Annotated in this window: 10 protein-coding genes and 1 pseudogene; 2 read left to right on the top strand and 9 right to left on the bottom strand. The window is 56.9% G+C overall.

Annotated features, from left to right (window positions below; genetic code table 11):
• Positions 1-44: 44 nt before the first annotated feature.
• The 3 genes from purU to JCM25354_RS12640 form a co-directional block, all read right to left on the bottom strand.
• Entirely contained in the window at positions 45-929 is an 885-nt protein-coding gene (gene purU / locus JCM25354_RS12650) for a formyltetrahydrofolate deformylase (protein WP_025886276.1), read from the bottom strand.
• A 139-nt stretch (positions 930-1,068) separates the two neighbouring features.
• The gene (locus JCM25354_RS18870; RefSeq protein ID WP_084294772.1) at positions 1,069-1,401 is read right to left on the bottom strand and encodes a GNAT family N-acetyltransferase; all 333 of its coding nucleotides are present in this window, start codon (positions 1,399-1,401) and stop codon (positions 1,069-1,071) included.
• A gap of 54 nt (positions 1,402-1,455) precedes the next feature.
• Positions 1,456-2,574, bottom strand: a complete 1,119-nt coding sequence (locus JCM25354_RS12640) for a hypothetical protein (protein WP_025886275.1) — start codon at positions 2,572-2,574, stop codon at positions 1,456-1,458.
• 156 nt (positions 2,575-2,730) lie between these two features.
• Between JCM25354_RS12640 and JCM25354_RS12635 the strand changes: the two genes are divergently transcribed.
• Positions 2,731-4,353, top strand: coding sequence for an ABC-F family ATP-binding cassette domain-containing protein (locus JCM25354_RS12635; protein WP_025886274.1), 1,623 nt, complete (start codon positions 2,731-2,733; stop codon positions 4,351-4,353).
• 191 nt (positions 4,354-4,544) lie between these two features.
• On the opposite strand, the gene JCM25354_RS12630 is transcribed toward JCM25354_RS12635, so the two are convergent.
• From JCM25354_RS12630 to JCM25354_RS12615, 4 genes and pseudogenes are all read right to left on the bottom strand, one after another.
• Entirely contained in the window at positions 4,545-4,829 is a 285-nt protein-coding gene (locus JCM25354_RS12630) for a hypothetical protein (protein WP_025886273.1), read from the bottom strand.
• A 200-nt stretch (positions 4,830-5,029) separates the two neighbouring features.
• Positions 5,030-6,396 (bottom strand): annotated as a pseudogene (locus JCM25354_RS18865) (ABC1 kinase family protein).
• Between the two features lie 3 nt (positions 6,397-6,399).
• Positions 6,400-8,211, bottom strand: coding sequence for a M3 family oligoendopeptidase (locus JCM25354_RS18860; protein ID WP_051537404.1), 1,812 nt, complete (start codon positions 8,209-8,211; stop codon positions 6,400-6,402).
• Positions 8,212-8,317: 106 nt separating this feature from the next.
• A complete protein-coding gene (locus JCM25354_RS12615; protein ID WP_243444062.1) occupies positions 8,318-9,715 on the bottom strand; it encodes an AMP nucleosidase in 1,398 nt (465 codons plus the stop codon).
• Positions 9,716-9,859: 144 nt separating this feature from the next.
• On the opposite strand from JCM25354_RS12615, the gene JCM25354_RS12610 reads away from it, so the two are divergent.
• Entirely contained in the window at positions 9,860-10,222 is a 363-nt protein-coding gene (locus JCM25354_RS12610) for a DUF6525 family protein (protein ID WP_025886271.1), read from the top strand.
• Between the two features lie 49 nt (positions 10,223-10,271).
• Here JCM25354_RS12610 and JCM25354_RS12605 read toward each other — a convergent pair whose 3' ends face one another.
• Both JCM25354_RS12605 and JCM25354_RS12600 read right to left on the bottom strand, forming a co-directional pair.
• Positions 10,272-12,293: a transglycosylase domain-containing protein gene (locus tag JCM25354_RS12605; RefSeq protein WP_025886270.1), complete on the bottom strand. Its 2,022-nt coding sequence runs from the start codon at positions 12,291-12,293 to the stop codon at positions 10,272-10,274.
• Positions 12,290-17,284 (bottom strand): alpha-2-macroglobulin family protein, encoded by a 4,995-nt coding sequence (locus JCM25354_RS12600; protein ID WP_025886269.1) that lies wholly within the window; start codon positions 17,282-17,284, stop codon positions 12,290-12,292. Before JCM25354_RS12600 ends, JCM25354_RS12605 begins: the two co-directional genes overlap by 4 nt.
• Positions 17,285-17,359 lie beyond the last annotated feature (75 nt).

The following is a 17,359-nucleotide window of genomic DNA, read 5'->3' as shown; positions in this document are numbered from 1 at the left end:
TATTGCCAGAAGCGACATCATGCCCGTCTCATGCCTCGCCGCTTTCAGCCTCGAAAGGACGAGGCATAAGAGCCGGGACTTGCAGGAAAGACAATCGTCTTCTTGCCGCTGAGAAACACCCGTCTATGAGCGTGGGCATGAATGGCACGCGCCAGAACCTGACTTTCCACATCACGGCCCAGCGCCACATAATCTTCCGGTGACTGATTGTGGGACACCCGGATGATATCCTGCTCTATGATCGGCCCCTCATCCAGCTCGGCAGTGACGTAATGAGCCGTGGCCCCAATTAGCTTTACACCGCGCGCATGCGCCTGATGATAGGGATGGGCACCCTTGAAACTCGGCAGAAAGGAATGATGGATATTGATCGTCCTCCCGGCAAGCCGCGAGCACATCTCATCCGACAGAACCTGCATGTAGCGCGCCAGAACGACCAGATCAGCCCCTGCTGCTTCGATGATCTCCAGCTGACGGGCTTCGGCCTCCGTTTTGTTGTGTTTCGTAACCTTGATATAGTGAAACGGAATACCGTGATCGGTGACCAGCTTCCGGTAATCCTCATGGTTCGAAAGTACCGCCACGATATTGATTGGCAAAGCTCCGATGCGCACCCGGTAGAGCAGATCATTCAGGCAATGGCCAAAGCGTGAGACCATGACGACGACGTTCAGTCTCTGAGTCTCGTCATGGAAATGCACCTGCATGCCGTATTGCCGGGCAAGTGGTTCAAAATCACGCCTGAGCACATCAAGCGTCATGCCGGTTTCAGCAATGAAGCTCGTACGCATGAAAAAGCAGTTCGTCTCATTATCGTCGAACTGTGCACTATCCGTGATATTACAGCCCTTCCCGGCCAGATAGCCCGAAATAACGGCAACAATCCCACGCCGCGCCGGACATGTCACCGTGACACAATAGCGGCTCATCCCGTGACTTCCCCTTCCCTCTGGCCCTCTGCAGGGTCAGGTCTCACTGTTCTTCTGCCAGACACACCTTCATCAGGTCAGCCCTGGAGAGACCAGCGTCTCATGACTCTCCAACACGCTTTGATGAGAGGGAAACATGTCAGTTTCCAAGGTCGAGAGCCATACGCTGATGTTCGATCGGTCCCTTGAAAAAGACTTCGCCCATAGGGACCATCCCGAATTTCTCGTAGAAACCGAGCGCACTGCTTCTGGCATCGAGTTCAAGTCTCTGTATGCCGGTCTGACGGCAAATCGCCAATGCCTCATGCATCAGCTGTCCACCAATACCCATCCCCTGACAATCAGCCGCCACAGCAAATTTGCGCAGCTGGACCAGACCAGGCCTCAAGGGGCAAAGGGAAAGACATCCCACCAGACGCTCCCCCTGAAACGCACCCAGATGCATGGCTTCAGGTCCTGGGGTACACGACATTCCTCTTCTGTCAGGCCTGGCCAGAGAACCTCACGACGTAACGGCAGGCAGAGATCAGTTGTGATCCGGGTGATATGAATGGTGGCTATCATCGGCATCCTCCTCACGGGTTTCGACCGGTTGTCCGGCACATGCCAGTCCGGCGTGACCAATCTCCTTGCTACCGCAGCTCATGCAGAAGCGATTGAATGCGAGGTTACGCGTCTGACAGATCCCGCAATGCTCATAAAGCGTCAGTCCGCAATGAACGCAGAAATTCGTCTCCAGCCCTTCGGCCAGTACAAGAGGGCGATCGCAGTCAGGACAGATCTTTCGATCAATTTTTGCATATGCCTGTTCACGATCAACCCGCTGACGCCGCTCCTTTTCCGACTCTGCTTCGGCAAGGCGCCGGCGTGCCAGATAGGCCTGCATGTTCCTGATCAGGACGATACAGACCAGAATGGTCAGAGCCGCCCCCACTCCATACCGTATGTAACCGCCATAACTTGGCAGGTAGGGCACCAACTCGAAGAAAAAGGCATAAAGTGATGCAAGAACGAAACCACGATAGAGCGGCCAGTAAGCGCTCTTGCGCTGACGCAGAACGAGCCAGATCGCAATCAGCAGCAGCGGCAGGGTGAAGGCCAGGCGAAGGAGAAAAACCCGGAGCTGGGCCGCAAGAACCTGTCGGGCATAGATCGGTCGGTAAGCCTCTTCGGCAGCGTCACGCTCCTCGCTGAGCGCAGCACGCGCCCGGTCGTTTTCAATCTGTTTGCGATCGAGCTCTTCTATCCGTCGTTCAGCCTCGTGAGCCGCATTCTGGAACTGTTCGAGAGTATGGGTACGGGCGATGAGCTCCGTGTCCTGACGGGGATCGGTAGTGGCCTTGCGTGTATCGATCCATGCCTGAAAACTTTCTTTCGCGTTGCTGGCAGCGCTCCGTGCTGCGTCAAGCCTGATCCTGTCCATCTCGCGCTCGGCATTGAGCGCGCTGCGCGCCTCTCTCAGAGCCTGGCTGCGCTTTTGCAGATCAGCCGGATAGACCGGCGCAAAAGCAACGTTCTCACTATGCCGGGGGAGATCATTGATAACGAGTCCGCCAAGACCGACAAGAAACACGGCGAATACTGCCGAAACGCCCCACATCGCCAGAGCATAAAGGCGCTCAGGAAGACGGTTACCTTTTTTCATGATTATATTCCTGGATCAGAGCGGCATTCGGCACAAGCCACGCCCTGCAAGGGAAGCGCGATCCGGGCAATGCGTCAAATTGAAGAGTTGTGAACGCAATTGCCTAACGGATAACGAGCCCCTATCAACGCCCTTCCCCGATATTCCAGAGGTTCCATGATCCGTCTTGATTCGATCAGCAAGCAGAACGGCCAGCGCGTCATCTTTATCGAGACGAGCGCGGCAATCCAGAAAGGCGAGAAGATCGGTCTTGTCGGTCCCAATGGTGCAGGCAAGACGACCCTGTTCCGGCTGATCACCAAGCAGGAAACACCCGATGAGGGCCAGGTCTTTCAGGATCGCGGCATTACCATAGGGTTTTTCAGCCAGGATGTCGGCGAGATGGATGGGCGGTCGGTTGTGGCAGAAGTCATGAACGGCGCTGGTGAAGTGGCAGAAATCGCGACCGAACTTGCGCAGCTGGAAGCGGATCTCTGCGACCCCGACAAAATGGACCAGATGGAAACCATTCTTGAGCGTTTCGGGGATGTGCAGGCACGTTTCGAGGAACTCGGCGGGTATGGCCTCGACAGCAAGGCACGCGAAGTGCTGCACGGTCTGGGCTTTTCACAGGAAATGATGTCGGGCGATGTTGGCCTGCTTTCAGGCGGATGGAAGATGCGCGTGGCACTGGCCCGGATTCTGCTCATGCAGCCCGACGTCATGCTGCTTGACGAGCCAAGCAACCATCTCGACCTTGAAAGCCTGATCTGGCTTGAACAGTTCCTGAAGAATTATGACGGCGCCCTGCTCATGACCTCGCATGACCGCGCTTTCATGAATCGTGTGGTCAACAAGATCCTCGAGATTGATGGTGGCACCCTCACCAGCTTCTCTGGTGATTACGAATTCTACGAGCAGCAACGCGCCCTGAATGAAAAGCAGCAACAGGCGCAGTTCGATCGCCAGCAGGCCATGCTGGCCAAGGAAATCGCTTTCATCGAACGCTTCAAGGCGCGCGCCTCTCATGCCGCGCAGGTGCAGAGCAGGGTCAAGAAGCTCGACAAGATCGACCGGGTCGAGCCTCCCCGTCGTCGACAGACACTTTCTTTCGATTTCGCTCCGGCTCCCCGCTCGGGGGATTCAGTTGCACTGCTCCGGCAGGTTCGCAAGGCCTATGGGTCACGCATCATCTATGACGGGCTGGACCTGCAGATCCGCAGGCAGGAACGCTGCTGCATTCTTGGCGTCAATGGTGCCGGCAAATCGACACTGCTCAAATTGATCGCGGGTGTCAGCGAGCCTGACTCCGGCAGTGTCACGATCGGTGCCAGTGTCAAAATGGGATATTTTGCCCAGCATGCCATGGATCTTCTTGATGGCGGGCGCACGATATTCGAGACGCTTGAACATGAATTTCCGCTTGCAGCCCAAGGTTCTCTTCGAGCCCTCGCTGGAGGGTTCGGTTTTTCAGGCGACGATGTCGATAAATATGTAAGTGTGCTTTCAGGCGGTGAAAAAGCCCGTCTCGTCATGGCGCTGATGCTTTATAATCCGCCAAACTTCCTGGTACTCGACGAGCCGACCAACCATCTGGATATCGATACCAAGGAAATGCTCATACGTGCTCTGGCCGATTACGAAGGCACGATGCTTTTCGTTTCCCATGATCGCCATTTTCTGGGGGCATTGTCGAACCGGGTACTGGAAGTCACTCCGGAAGGCCTGCATCGCTACGAAGGTGGTTACCACGAATACGTGGCTGCAACAGGCCAGGAAGCGCCGGGCCTTCACGTCTGAAGACCCAGCTCTCCTTGTGCCGTTCCTCCCGGTTCGGCATCAGTGCCATAGCCTGACATGAACTCTACAGGTGGTTACTGGAGCCGTATGTCGTCACGTCTGGTAGCTGCCTCTTCGCCGTTGCGACCGGCAGCCTGCAGAAAAGCTGAAATCCTTGCTGAAAACGCATCGATATCCCGAAAAAACCGGTCTCAGTCCCGATTCCCCCAACGCCAGCGCCAACCACCCCTCGTGTGTGTCTTGCAGACAAAGAAGAAGAGGGTCATGGCCAGAAGGCTAACGGCAAAATAGACAATCATGATGCCGGGCTGATAACGCTCCGCAACGAATGACATGAATAGCGGCGGCATCAGAAGGATACCGAGCACAAGCCCGAAACTGACCCATCCCTGCCAGGTGATGGGAAGACCAGAGCCATAACCGTATTTTTTGGCTCTGAACCAGGGGTTTCTCTGGGGCTCATGATAATCTGCCATTTCAATCCCCGCTGAAGACGATAAATGGGCTATTCCTGTGGATATATTCTTACCGATATCCCTCTCTTTTCATCCACATTACCAGAGAGAGTTCAACTCCTGTATATTTTATTGAATCACTGAAATCCACAAACAGATATACGAAAGAGGCAGGAATTTCCGGGAACCTCCGGAGATTCCTGCATGCCGACTGACAGTAATCACAGACCATTCAAGGGGGGTGGTACGCGTGCCGCCTCCAAAGCAATCTTCTGACGTTCAGCCAGAGCTACCTCATCAAAATCTGCAATCAGCTCCTGAAAAAGCTTGTGCCAGTTCAGCTTGGCCCTGAGACGCAGGAAAACACTTCCCAGCCCGATAGCGGACCGGTCGACAAGTACGAACTCACGTGAGGGACGCACCCCTCCCGTGCGCTTGAGTCCCTCATAGACCTTTTCCGCAATGTCACGCCCGAAATTGGGGTCATCACTTTCCTGGATGAAACGCTCGCGATCATCCATCAGAGGTCCGTAAATGAACCGTGCCCATTCATTGAGAACTGCAGCCGTCTCGCGTGAGAGTCCCTTGAAACCCCAGGCGTCGTAGGCAGCAAAAGCCATTTCCTCGTCATTGTTCCGCAAGGCATTGAAGAGATCGATGATACCTTGATGAAGTGGGGCGGGAAAATCCGGATGGCACCGAAATCAAGCAGGTTCAGCCCCCAGTCCGGCCGAATGGTGAAGTTCCCCATATGCGGATCACCATGGATGATCCCGTAGCGATAGACCGGGGTGTACCATGCCTTGAAAAGCGCTGTGGCAATGGCGTTGCGCTCCTCCTGGCTCGGATTGGTATCGAGAATTTTCTGTATGCCGCGCCCTGAGACCCATTCCATGGTCAGAAGACGTCGTGTGGAAAGTGACTCTACCGGCAGGGGCACCGTTACTTCAGGAATATGCTGAAGCATATCGCGGTAAAGGCGCATATGTGAGGCTTCACGCTCGTAATCGAGTTCCTCGCGCAGGCGCTCCTCAAGCTCGCTGACAACCTCATCCTGCTTGATGGCCGGCAAGAACTGCTGGACCAGCCCCACGACAACCCGGAACTGGCGCAGGTCGGATTCCACGGCCGCATTCATATCGGGATACTGGAGCTTGCATGCGACTTCCTGCCCCTCGGCAGTAACCGCACGATGAACCTGACCCAGACTTGCTGCGGCCACCGCCTGATGTGAGAAAGAACGGAACTGCCGCTCCCAGTTCACACCCAGCTCGGTGGTCATACGACGACGTACAAAACTCCAGGCCATTGGCGGCGCATTGGCCTGCAATTCGGCCAGCTGGCTGGAATACTCCTCAGGTAGAGCACCGGGAATGGTCGAGAGGATCTGGGCGCCTTTCATCAATGGCCCCTTGAGCCCGCCAAGCGCTGCACGCAGATCATTCGCATGAATAGCCTGATTGGACTTGAACCCGAGCTTGTTGCCAATCACACGCGTCGCAATACCGCCGACAGTGCTTGAAGCACGGGCCATGCGTTTGAATTCACCAAACAGGCCGGTCTGGTCCAGATCTTTGGGATTACTCATCGCTTAAACGCTCTTGTCCTGTTTTTCCTGAGCTTCGAGCTCGTCGATGAAGCCTGAGATCACATCAAGCCCTTTGCGCCAGAAGCCCGGATCACTGGCGTCCAGCCCAAACGGCTCAAGTAACTCAGCATGGCGCTTTGTCCCACCGGCTTCCAGCATCGCGACATAACGATCCTGAAACCCTCCTGTTCCACCCTGCTCTTTGTTCTCGTTCTGATAAACGCCGTACAGCGCATTCACCAGGCAATCGCCGAAGGCGTAGGCGTACACATAGAACGGCGAATGGACGAAATGCGGGACATAGGACCAGTAGGCATCATAATCGGGAGTAAAGTCGAAGGCCGAGCCAAGACTGCGCGTCTGCACCTCTCGCCAGATCTCGCCCAGACGCTCCGGCGACAATTCGCCCTTGCGCCGTTCATCATGGAGCTTCACCTCGAACTGATAGAAGGCGATCTGTCGCACTACCGTATTGAGCATATCCTCAACCTTGCCCGCCAGCATGCGACGGCGACGTCCCGGATCAGTCTCAGCATCGAGAAGCGCCTGAAAGGTCAGCATTTCACCAAAAACAGACGCCGTCTCTGCCAAGGTCAGGGGCGTTGAGGACTGCAGATAGCCCTGTTTGGCCGCCAGTATCTGGTGAGCACCATGTCCCAGCTCATGTGCCAGGGTCATCACGTCGCGACTGCGCCCATGATAATTGAGAAGAACATAAGGATGCGTATCAGGCGTCACCGGATGAGCGAAGGCACCCGATGATTTACCCGGCACAGGGGCCACATCGATCCAGTCATTATCCATGAAACGACCGACCAGCTCGCCCAGCCGCGGATCAAACCGTGTGTAGGCATTGCGGACAATCGTCTTGGCCTCGTCCCAGGGGATCAGACGATCCTCATCTCCGGGAAGCGGGGCATTGCGGTCCCAGTGCTGGAGTTTGTCCAGACCAAGCCAGCCAGCCTTGAGCGTGTAATAGCGATGGGCCAGACGCGCATAGTCGGCATCCACTGCGGAAACCAGCGCCTCAACCACTTCATCCTCGACCATATTGGCACGGTTGCGGCTCGAGCCCGGGCGCGGGAAACCACGCAATCCGTCCTCAATCGCCTTGTCCTTGGCGAGCGTGTTCGTGATCAGCACCAGAAGACGCTGGTTAGCCCCCAGCACACGGCTCACCTCAGCCGCAGCAATGCGACGCTTTTCACGATCGGGGCTGGAAAGCTGGTTGAGTGCCTCACCCAGCGGGCGGGTTTCACCATCAAGCGTAACCGAAAGCGACGCCATGGTCTCGTCAAAGAGGCGATTCCAAGAGGCGCGACCTGTGACGGACTTCTCAACAAGGACCTGCTCGACCTCATCGGACAGCTGATATGGCCGCCATACACGCAGATCACGCAGGAAAGGCGTCCAGCGGGCCAGTTCCGGTACAGCAAGACGTCTGGAAAGATCGCCCTCCTCAAGGCGGTTGAGCTCGAGCGTAAAAAAGAGAAGGTGGGATGAGATGGCGGTCAGACGTTCCGTCATACCCTGTGAGAAACGTCCGGTCTCCGGGTCGCTCGTATGCGCTGCAAAACTGAGTTGTGCGAATGCCCCAAGGCGGCCCATACGCTGATCAATACGTTCATAGTCAGCAATCGCCTCACCCAGCTCCTGCCCGGTTGCTGTAGCCAGTTTACCTTTCCAGCGTTCGGCAAAACCACGCGCCTCATTGTCACAGGAAGTGAGATCCTGCTCGATCGCCGGATCATGCAGCCCGCTATAGAGATCAGAAAGATCCCAGCGTGGCAGGGTGACGCTATCGGCTTGAGCCATGAAACGATGTCCTTATCTTCCTAGAGGGCAAAACCACTCCTGATCTGCGGATCTTTGCCCGGACAGCCGAAGGATGTCACCTCCGGCCGGTTATCAGTCTGCTGGCTTAACGGAATGCCGGTTCATCGAAACCGCGCAGCTTGCGCGAATGCAGGCTGTCAACACCGCGTTCGCGCAAAAGCCGCATGGTTTCGATACCCACCATCAGATGCTGACTGACGCGCTCACGATAGAAGGCATTGGCCATTCCCCGCAGCTTGAGTTCGCCATGAAGCGGTTTGTCCGACACGCAGAGCAACGTGCCGTAGGGAACACGAAAGCGAAAACCATTGGCCGCGATCGTGGCTGATTCCATGTCGACCGCAATCGATCGGCTCATGTTGATCTGCGTGAAAAGCGCACGCAAACGCAACTCCCAGTTACGATTATCGGTCGTCATGACCGTACCCGTGCGCAGCCTTGTCTTGATTTCACGATCTTCCAGACCTGTCACTTTCTGCATGGCCTGCTGCAGGGCAACCTGCACCTCGGCAATGGGAGGCACCGGCACCCAGGTTGGCAGATCATCGTCAAGAACATGGTCATCACGAACATAACCGTGAGCCAGAACGTAATCACCCAGAAGTTGCGTACGACGTAGTCCAGCACAATGACCGACCATCAGCCAGCAGTGGGGACGCAGCACAGCCAGATGATCGGTAATGGTTTTGGCATTGGAGGGGCCAACACCGATATTGATCAGCGTGATGCCATCGCCATCCTCGCGACACAGATGATAGGCGGGCATTTGCGGCAATGAGGACGCAGCCTGCCCTTCCTGGCCCGCCCGGGTGTAAAATGCGTCACCAGGCTCTACAAACGCATGATATTCACCACCAGCATTGACCTGCGCACGTGCATAGTCGCGGAAATTATCGACATAGCGCTGGTAATTGGTCAGCAGGATGAACCGCTGGAAATGACGTGGCGCCGTACCGGTATAGTGATGCAGCCTCGCCAGGGAATAATCGGTGCGTTCGGCCGTAAAAAGCGCGAGGGCACGCGGTGCTTCCGGATCGGGTATGATCTCGCAATTGGCAATAGTGTCATCGGTTCTGTGCAGATCTGGCAGGGCATAATTGTCCTGCAGCCGTCTGAGATCGGCCTCGGTCAGCCCGGTAACAGCTTCTTCCATGACATAAGGCAGGGGTATCGGTCGTCTGGAAAGACCGACATGCACAGGCTGACGATAACAGTTGACCAGATTATCAATCTGCGCGCGCCAGTAGCTGCGGAACAAGGCAGGACGGGTCAGTGTCGTGCTGTAGAAACCGGGTTCGAGCAGCACACCAAAACGCGGCTTCACGTCCACGGGAATTGAGCCATTTGCCAGAGAAAAAGCCAGACAGGGATAAAACGCCTCTGCCGGTTTTCTAGCGGCAAAGCTGTCACGCAGATGTTTCACCCCTTCATCATAAAGCGCCTCGATACGGTCAAGCGCGGCTTCAGCATCGTGAAAAGGCATGAAGCCTGATCCGACCTGATCGAAGAGTTTGTCCTGCCCTGCTGCGCTCATCATACACCTCTGAAGGTACGGATTTCGTCAAAGGCTAGCCTTTTGTGCAGACAAGAGATAGACGTTGATATAGTTATGTTATAACATAACTATATGCGCGCACTTTCTCTCCTCTCATCCTCCACCGAATTCACCAATGATGGCACCTGTCGCAAGACGCTCTGGCGCCGGTATGAAGGCGATCCCTGGGCCGCTTTCGACGCCCTGCCGCAGACAATCCGACATCGTCTGACTGAACATGTGTATGATGCCTGGTCGGTCAATGCGCTCATTCTCTGGCGTCATTACAAGAAACTGTATGGCGCTACGCCAAGGGCCGAACGGGCAATGATCCGCTATCTGGACTATTGTGAACGCCTGGAGCGGGAGGCGTTCACAGAGCGTCATGGTTCTCTGCCACATCTGGATGCCGGCGCCACGACATTGCGGTACGGCCCCCTTCCGGCATCAGAGTAACCACCCCACCAGTGCCAGGCAGATCACCCTGTCCAGAGCTTCTCTGATCCTAGCGTACCCGGATATCGACGGCACTCCCCGCCCCTGTCGCATCCACCAGGGCAATATGGGCAAAGCCGGGACTATCAGGAGTCCATGACGGTGTAATCCCTGTCGGAATGTCCAGTGGCACGCCATTGACCATCCAGCGATAAGGCTCGACCCCGCCGCTTGCTACCAGACCAAGCGGCGTCACGTGCCCGTCCTGGTCAAAGCATTCCACCATCCCGCCATTGGCAGGCTGCACGATCTGCGGCCCGCGGTTTTCATGCAGTTTCTGCAAGGCAGGTGAAAGCGCGCCTTGAAGCGGCATGGAATCAGCAGGGGTGTCGTCACTCTCTGGCAGCAAATCGAAAACATGCATCAGCACAGGTGCGCTGGTACCAAGACCGGTTATCCCGGGAACCGCCGTACCATCAGGCCGTCCCGCCCACACGACAACAGCCCAGTCACCACGCAGACCGACAGCCCAGGCATCACGTTGCCCGTAAGACGTTCCGGTCTTGAAGGCGACACGCGTCTGACCTGTCTCGGCGCGCCCTTTCGGCAAGGGCGTTCCTCCAAGAATGGAGAGGATCTGTCGGCTTGCCCGCGCGCCAATCAGGCGCGTACCAGGCGTAGGCTCGACAGGCCATTCTAGACCCAGAGGGTGAGAGACCCCCTGATTGGCAAAAGCAACGTAGAGCCTTGCCAGATCGAGCGGCGTAACACCAACACCCCCCAGAGCCAGAGCCAGGCTGGGAGAATTATTGGGAGGCAGTTTGAGCCTGACCCCTGCAGCATCCATCGTTCCTGCAAAATATCCGGCACCGATCATATCCAGTGCCCGCACAGCCGGTAGATTATACGAACGCTGCAGGGCTGTACGCACTGTAGTGGTACCATGAAAGATGCGGTCGTAATTGCGCGGCGCATAGCCACCGAAATGGCTGGCCCTGTCCTGGATCACCGTATCCGGTGCCAGAAGGCCAAGCTGGAAAGCCAGGCCATAAATGGCCGGTTTCAGGGTTGAGCCCGGCGAGCGCCAGGCTGTTATCATATCGCCTGCACAGCCGGAGCAGCCATTACCTGCATTGCCCTGCCAGGCAGCAATACTGCCATTGCGTCTGACCACCAGGGCAGCCCATGTCCCGCCAGGAGGAGGAGGCGTATTATGAAGAATACCTGCCAGACTGACCTGAAGGCGCCGGTCAATAGAGGTCTGGTATACACCGCGAAGACCCCTGCGCCATTGCCAGTTCAGCGGCCCCGGAGCGTCATGCACCAGATGACTGATATGCAGAACATAAGGTAAGGCACCGCGGCGCTCCCAGCCCTGAGCAGGCCGGGTTGCAAGAAGTCGGGCCACTTCGGCACGTGCAGCAACCGGGTGCCGGTCGGGACGCAAGCTGTGAGGATGCCGCGCCATGACAATCAGAAGTGCAGATTCTTCGGCGCTCAGATGCAAGGGTTCGTGACCCAGCCAGAGCAGGGAGGCAGCCCTGATCCCTTCTATATTGCGACTTTCCGGCGCCAGGGTCAGATAGAGATCGAGCACCCCGCTCCGCCCGTAACGCCATTCGAGCTGGGCACCACGCAGCATGTCATAGATCTTGCCACGCAGACTATGGCGGTGAGGCGTCAGGAGACGAGCCGTCTGCATGGCCAGAGTCGAGCCACCCGATACAATATGGCCTCGTGTGACAAGCTGAAAACCGGCCCGGATCAGGGAAAGCGGATCAACACCCGGGTGGAACCAGAAGCGCCGATCCTCCACCTGCAACAACAAGGCCAGATAGCGAGGATCGACCGCTTCACGTTGCGTTGCAAAACGCCATGCATCATCTGCGCTGACGCGCCCGTCGAGAAGCTCTCCCCTCATATCCTGCAACAGCAGGGCCTGTTGTTCAGCCCGCTTCATATCAGGAGGAAAGATCCGGTCAGCAGCATACAAAGCAGCTGCAAGACCGAGCAGCACAGCAAGAAAACCAGCCAGTCCGCGCTGCCATGTTATGGTACAGCGCGGATGACCAGACCACCGCGGCCCCTTCATCGCGGGGCTATGACAATCCGGCCGGCAGCGTTGCGCCCCATGAAGGCTGGCATGAAACGATCACGTACCAGCGTTTCGGGAAGAAGAAACTGCCCCGGTGTAACAGCGCGTACAATATAGGCGATCCGGAATTCATTGCTGCCCAGCATACGGGACGAGCTGGGATGATAGGTGCCGCCTCTGAGATCAAAGGCCGCGAAGAAACGATCGTCTTTCAAAGCCACAGTGCTGGTCTGCGTTGTTTCCCCCAGGAATGAGGGCCCGGCCGACGCCACTGCCGTGTCGGAATCCTCGTCATCCTCATGACCGTGTACGACACTTTCAATTTCCCAGCCTGCCGGAAGCAGCTCGGTCAGGACGCAATGATGAGGATTGCGGTCCTGCGCCTCTCCCTCGACGATCACCACGAAACGGTCATTCTGTCTTCCGCGGGAGGGATCATAGGGTGACCCGTCGAGCGTTCGGGTCGTGACATTTACCGTAAAGCCGTTGGTAATCGGTACAGGAGCCTCTTTGGGAGTCCCTGTTATCGTGACTGTCATCCAGAGCGGTACCGTACCGGTATTGGTCAGCTTTGTTCCGTCAAGCGCTTTGGCATCCGGAGTAAAAGCCAGAGGCAGGGCGATCGGACGGGACTGCTCGGTGCCGTTTATCGCAATGCCACGTGCCGGATCAGGTTTGTTCATGGCCACTGCAGCTTCCAGAAGAGCCGTAGTGGTGGCATTGCTGATCCACGAAACAGGCACATCGAGCAGGCCAAAGCGATCAGTGAGTTTCTGGGCAAGGCCCCTGTTGCCGCTTTCTGCTGCCAGCGGCACCAGTCCGGCCAGATCACGCAGGTAAACCCAGTAGAGGTAATCGGCAAAGGTGGGGCGTCCAGATCTGGTCGCTCCAAGAGCGTCGATAGCCAGACCAAACAGCGTGTTGCTCATCTGACGTTCATTGGCCAGGGCAAGACCACCAGCCAGACGTCCAAGAGCGAGCGGATTGGCAAAAGTAGTCTGACTGGCATAGCTGCCCCAGAAGACCTGCTGAGCCCCGTTGACCGCGCGGGATGTCACATTATCGCCCAGAGCACGCAATGCGGGCGTATCAAGACGTCCTGCACGTGCAAGAACATACAGGGCATAAGCCCGCGTTTCTGGTGTCACCGCATTTTCGGACTGGTCCTGGTTGCGATCCTCGACACCGGGGCTTTGCACCTGAGATGTGACGAGCCAGTCAAGCGCATGATCAAGCGCATCCTGTGGAACAGCATAACCTGCCTCTTTGGCCCGGGTCAAAAAATCAACAACATAAATCTGCTCCCAGGGGAGCAGTCTGCCATCATTGAGCCGCCATGAACCAAAACGCCCGCCCGCATCCTCACGATCGATCAGCATGGCAATAGCGGTCTCGATCCTCTTCTGTGCGCCTTCCGGCACGGTCATACGTGCCAGCGCTTCATGGCCCTTGAAGGCCAGAAGCCCACGCGCAGAAGCGGCGAGACTTGTCGTCTCGTTGCTGTACCCTGCCTCAAGGTTCTGAAGCAGGGCAATCGTATTGAGACCGTGCACACCGGAATAGCCGAGCGTGACAACAGAACTTCCGGGCTCGAAAGGAGCAAGCAACGAGGCGGAAGCTTGATAGCTCTGGCCCGGATCCTGCTTCTCCTCGCTCGATTGCGTGACCGGCAGATGGCCCGGCCGGACCTGCAGATACCAGTTGCGTGTCAGCATCAGGTGACCGCGTTTGTCGGCAAGCCTGGCCGTCAGATGCGCAATGCCCGACTCTCCAGCCTGGAGCGACGTTTCGAAAGACTGACGGGCACCTTTCTGCAGATCCGCCTCAAAACGCGATGACCCGGTCAGGTGGATTGGCCCATCGGCGTTCAGTGTAACAACGTAATGCCCCGGTGCCCCTTCTGTATTGATCAGGGATACCAGGCTTGTGGCGACATCGCCCGGCGCCAGAAAACGTGGCAGGGTCAGATCGGCAAACACGGGGTCACGAACAAGCAGATCGGACTCTGCCGATCCCAGCGCGTCATCGGACCATGCGGTCACCATCAGATGCAAGGTGCCTTCAAAATCGGGAACTTCAAGCGGGACAAGTGCATGGCCATGCTCATCCGGCGTTATCGTCCCGGAAAAGAGCGATACGATACGGGTAGACGTCACGGAGAGGCCGCCACCATCCCCGCCCTCATCTCCGCCTTCACGCAGGGCACCTGCCTGGCCGACCGGTGTCATCAGATGAGCGTAGCTGTCTTTCACATCCAGACCGAAGGCCCTGCGTCCGTAGACGAGATCAAACACATCAGGCAGCTTCCATTGTGTCAGGGCAAGAATACCCTGATCGACGGCTGATACGACGAGATGCACGTGTTTCCCGCCCTGTACCGTCAGGGGAAGCATCGTCTTTGTCTGTGGTCGAATGACCGGGGGCGTGTCGACCGCCACCTTCAAGTGATGTGCCGACTGATCCAGACCAATATAGGCGAGTCCTACAGCGCGGGAAGGTTCATGGGGGCGGGCCGGTGTATCGAGGGGTCGAAACGCCGTGACCAGAACATAAGCCCCGCCCGGCCAGTCAGATTCTGCTGTGACAGGAATATCGAGCCCACCTTTGGGCAGCTTGACCGTTTTTATGCTTTGCACCCGATCTGTCGCGATCACGATCTGGGCTTCGCCGGCAAAAGGCGCTTCAACATGAACAACTGTCTGGCCCCCTGCAGGCAGAACCTTGTCGCGCACGGAAAGACTCAGCCTGTCAGGAGCATTGGACTTGTCACTGCTATCGGACCACCACCCAGAGGTAAAACGCTGGGAGCTGGCTGCATTCGTTTCAGGATCAGTCAGGATCATACGATACCTGCCGCTATCGAGCTCGGTGGCGAAATGCGCCCTGCCCTGTGCGTCAGTCGTGATACGCCCATGCTGAAGCGGCTCATCGATCACATGACGGGCAAAATGCCAGCCACGCGCTTCGGATATCCAGTCATACGTCTCGTTTTCACGCACCAGCGTCCAGGTCAGGACATGAGACGCAATAGGCTTGTTATCAGGCGTCACCGCGATCACGTCGACCGGCACAGAGCGGGTTACGATATCATCCCCCATGACAGGGGGCGTAACACGCACCCCTATAAGAGGGCGATGACGCATGATCGGAAGCGATATTGTCTTGCTGACGCTTCGCCCCGAAGGATCAAACAGACCCAGTCTGATTTCCGTCTTGAGCGGAAGGGTCAGCCCTTCAGGCAGATCCGGCGAGACAGCAATTTCCGCATGACCGGTATCATCCGTGTCGGGCACGACGACAGATTGCTGGTCAGGGCTGAAACTCTGGGTCTGCAGGCCAAAGACATAGTCTTTCGCTCCTGGCACAGGCGCCTCATCGCGCAAGATACGCACGAGCCCCTCACCATGGAGATGCGCTGCGGGCGCGCCATAGAGGTAGCGTCCTTCCAGGGCAATCTGGAGCTTTTCGCCTTCGATCAGAACCTCTTTGGCCGGTTTAATATCAACGGCGATAGTCTGCGGCACGAAATCCTGCACCAGAACAGACGCACGACCAACAGGAGGCAGAGTCGGGTCGACATAGGCCTCCAGGGACCAGCTTCCTTGGGCAGCGCTTGGCGAAAGGGCAAAACTGTTGACGAATCCTCCCCCCTCCTGCGGTTTCAGGGTCAGGGTCTGCGCCTTGACGCCATCGGGACGACGCAGAATAACGGTGAGCGGTAGCGTATCCAGCGCCTTGCCCTGCGGATTGCGGAGCAGGAACGTCGCATTGACTGTCTCACCCGGACGATAAATACCGCGATCTGTCACGATGACCGTTTGCTGGGGACCTGGTGCAGGATGACCTTCTGCCCCGCGATCGGAAAAATCGAACCAGGCCTGCGTCAGGGAGACAGTCGAGAAATCGCCATTCGGACTTGTCGCAATAAGAGAGACAGGCTGGTTCACTCCTTTGCCTCGTGTCAGTGCGACAGGAAAAACAACCTGACCCTCATTATCGCTGACCGCTCGTCCGAGATCATCTCCTCCCTGGGAGACCAGACGAATGGTGACGCCCTTGAGCGGCAGTGCTGTTGAAAAGGCACGTGCAAAGACATGCAGACCGTCAGCACCACGCATCGTGGTTAATGCCGTATCGCTGACATTCACCCAATGCGCAGCAATCGCTGAACCGTAATCACTGTCATATCCGTCCGAAGAGTCTGTTGGCTTGTCTTCAGAGGTCGCGATACGACTCTCGCTTCTGGGTGTACGCGCATTTTCGGCCGTGACGAGGTAGAGACCCGGCTTCTGGCCTTCAACCAGCTTCGCGATCGGAAAAGCCGTGACCACACTTCCGTTGCGCGCGCCCTTTGTCTCCAGCGTACCAGACCAGACCTGACTGAGACGGGTATCGCGGAGCCTGTTGAACTCATAGGTTTCCAGCGAGGTTTCTGTCGTATCGACTCTAGGATAAACCTCCTGACCTGTCATGTTCTGTACGGCATTGGGTGAAAGACGCCAGACACTCAGGCGCACGCTGTCCATATTGATGGTCTGGACGTCAAGACCGGCTACGCTGCGACGAGGCAGGATGAACCCGTCACCGGCGAGACTCAGGGTTGGTTTGCGATCCCCTGTGGCCATACTGACAGTTACAGGCTGGGCAAGAATTCTGCCGTTGGCATCGTGAATCCCGTTACTGATCGTGATCCTGTAGCGCGTACTCCAGGAAAGACCTCCCAGACACAGATCGTGATCGCTGATCCTGATGTCGGGGCGGAGACCGGGCGTGATCTGGACATGGTCGGCATAGTGCGGCCCGGCCTGACTATCGAGTGCATCAGCAAAACGCAGGCAGAGTTCAGGAGTCTTGCCCCCTGTATTGAGCAGGGTACGCAGGAACCGCATTGGTTCTGCCATTGCCGCTGTGCTGCACATCAATAGAGCCGTGAAAGGCAGAAAAAGCGCGCTTTTGCGCACTATCCGTCCCAGCGCCGTTTTTGTCATTGTTTTCATCCAGAGCCGCGAAATATTGTCGCACTGTGATGAACCGCATTCGCAACCACGACAAGCCGGGGTCAG

The sequence above is a fragment of the Asaia prunellae JCM 25354 genome, from assembly GCF_000613885.1.
GTDB lineage: Bacteria > Pseudomonadota > Alphaproteobacteria > Acetobacterales > Acetobacteraceae > Asaia > Asaia prunellae.
The sequence above is the reverse complement of the archived record's forward strand: the minus strand, read 5'-3'. Positions and strand labels throughout refer to the sequence as shown.